The 1,352-nt window shown below is 65.0% G+C and carries 1 protein-coding gene; it reads right to left on the bottom strand.

Features of this window, described 5'->3' with window-relative positions:
- A partial coding sequence (locus E0702_RS15765) for an aldehyde dehydrogenase family protein (protein WP_132045558.1) occupies positions 1-1,352 on the bottom strand: 1,352 nt, incomplete at both ends.

Below are 1,352 nucleotides of genomic sequence, written 5' to 3'. Positions count from 1 at the left end.
CCGGACTTCTTGTAGCCGCCGAAGGCCGCATGCGCCGGATACTGGTGGTAGCAGTTGGTCCATACGCGACCGGCCTGGATGCCACGCCCCATGCGGAAGGCCACATTGATGTCGCGACTCCAGACGCCGGCACCGAGGCCGAACTCGGTATCGTTGGCGATCGCCAGCGCCTCCTCCTCGTCCTTGAAGGTGGTCACCGCCACCACCGGCCCGAAGATCTCCTCCTGGAAGACGCGCATCTTGTTGTGGCCCTTGAGCAGCGTCGGCTCGATATAGAAGCCCTTGTCATAGGCCGGATCGAAGCTCGCCTTGTCACCGCCGGTGAGCACCTCCGCCCCCTCCTCCCGGGCGATATCCATATAGGACATGATCTTGTCGAACTGCTCCCGGGAGGCCTGGGCCCCCACCTGGACATCGGTATCCAGCGGGTTGCCGCGCTTGATCTGCCCGACCTTCTCCATCACCTTGGCCATGAAGGCGTCGTACATGGACTCCTGGATCAAGGCGCGGGAGGGGCAGGTGCACACCTCACCCTGGTTGAAGAAGGCCAGTACCAGCCCCTCGGCGGCCTTGTCGATGAACGCCGGTTCGGCATTCATGATGTCGGCGAAATAGATGTTCGGCGACTTGCCCCCCAGCTCCACGGTGGAGGGAATGATGTTCTCGGCGGCACACTTGAGGATATGCGCGCCTACCGGGGTCGAGCCGGTGAAGGCGATCTTGGCGATGCGCGGGCTTCCGGCAAGCGCCTGGCCCGCCTCGGCACCGTAGCCATTGACGATATTGACCACGCCCGGGGGCAGCAGATCGCCGATCACCTCCATCAGCTTGAGAATCGAGGCGGGCGTCTGCTCGGCGGGCTTGAGCACCACGCAGTTGCCCGCGGCCAGGGCCGGCGCCAGCTTCCAGACGGCCATCAGCAGCGGGAAGTTCCAGGGGATGATCTGCCCCACCACGCCCAGCGGCTCATGGAAGTGGTAGGCCACGGTGTTGGCATCGATATCGGCGGCGGTGCCCTCCTGGGCACGAATGCAGCCGGCGAAGTAGCGGAAGTGATCGACGGCCAGCGGCAGGTCGGCGTTCAGGGTCTCGCGCACCGCCTTGCCGTTGTCCCAGGTCTCGGCGACCGCCAGCATCTCGATATTCTGCTCGATGCGATCGGCGATCCTGAGCAGTATGTTGGAGCGCTCCGCGGCGGAGGTCTTGCCCCAGGCCGGTGCCGCGGCATGCGCTGCATCCAGCGCCTTGTCGATATCCTCGGCGCCGGAGCGGGGAATCTCGCAGAACACCTCGCCGTTGACCGGGCTGACGTTGTCGAAGTACTGCCCCTTGACCGGCGGAACGAACTCGCC

This window comes from Halomonas marinisediminis, from assembly GCF_004347715.1.
Classification (GTDB): Bacteria; Pseudomonadota; Gammaproteobacteria; order Pseudomonadales; family Halomonadaceae; genus Halomonas; species Halomonas icarae.
The sequence above is the reverse complement of the archived record's forward strand: the minus strand, read 5'-3'. Positions and strand labels throughout refer to the sequence as shown.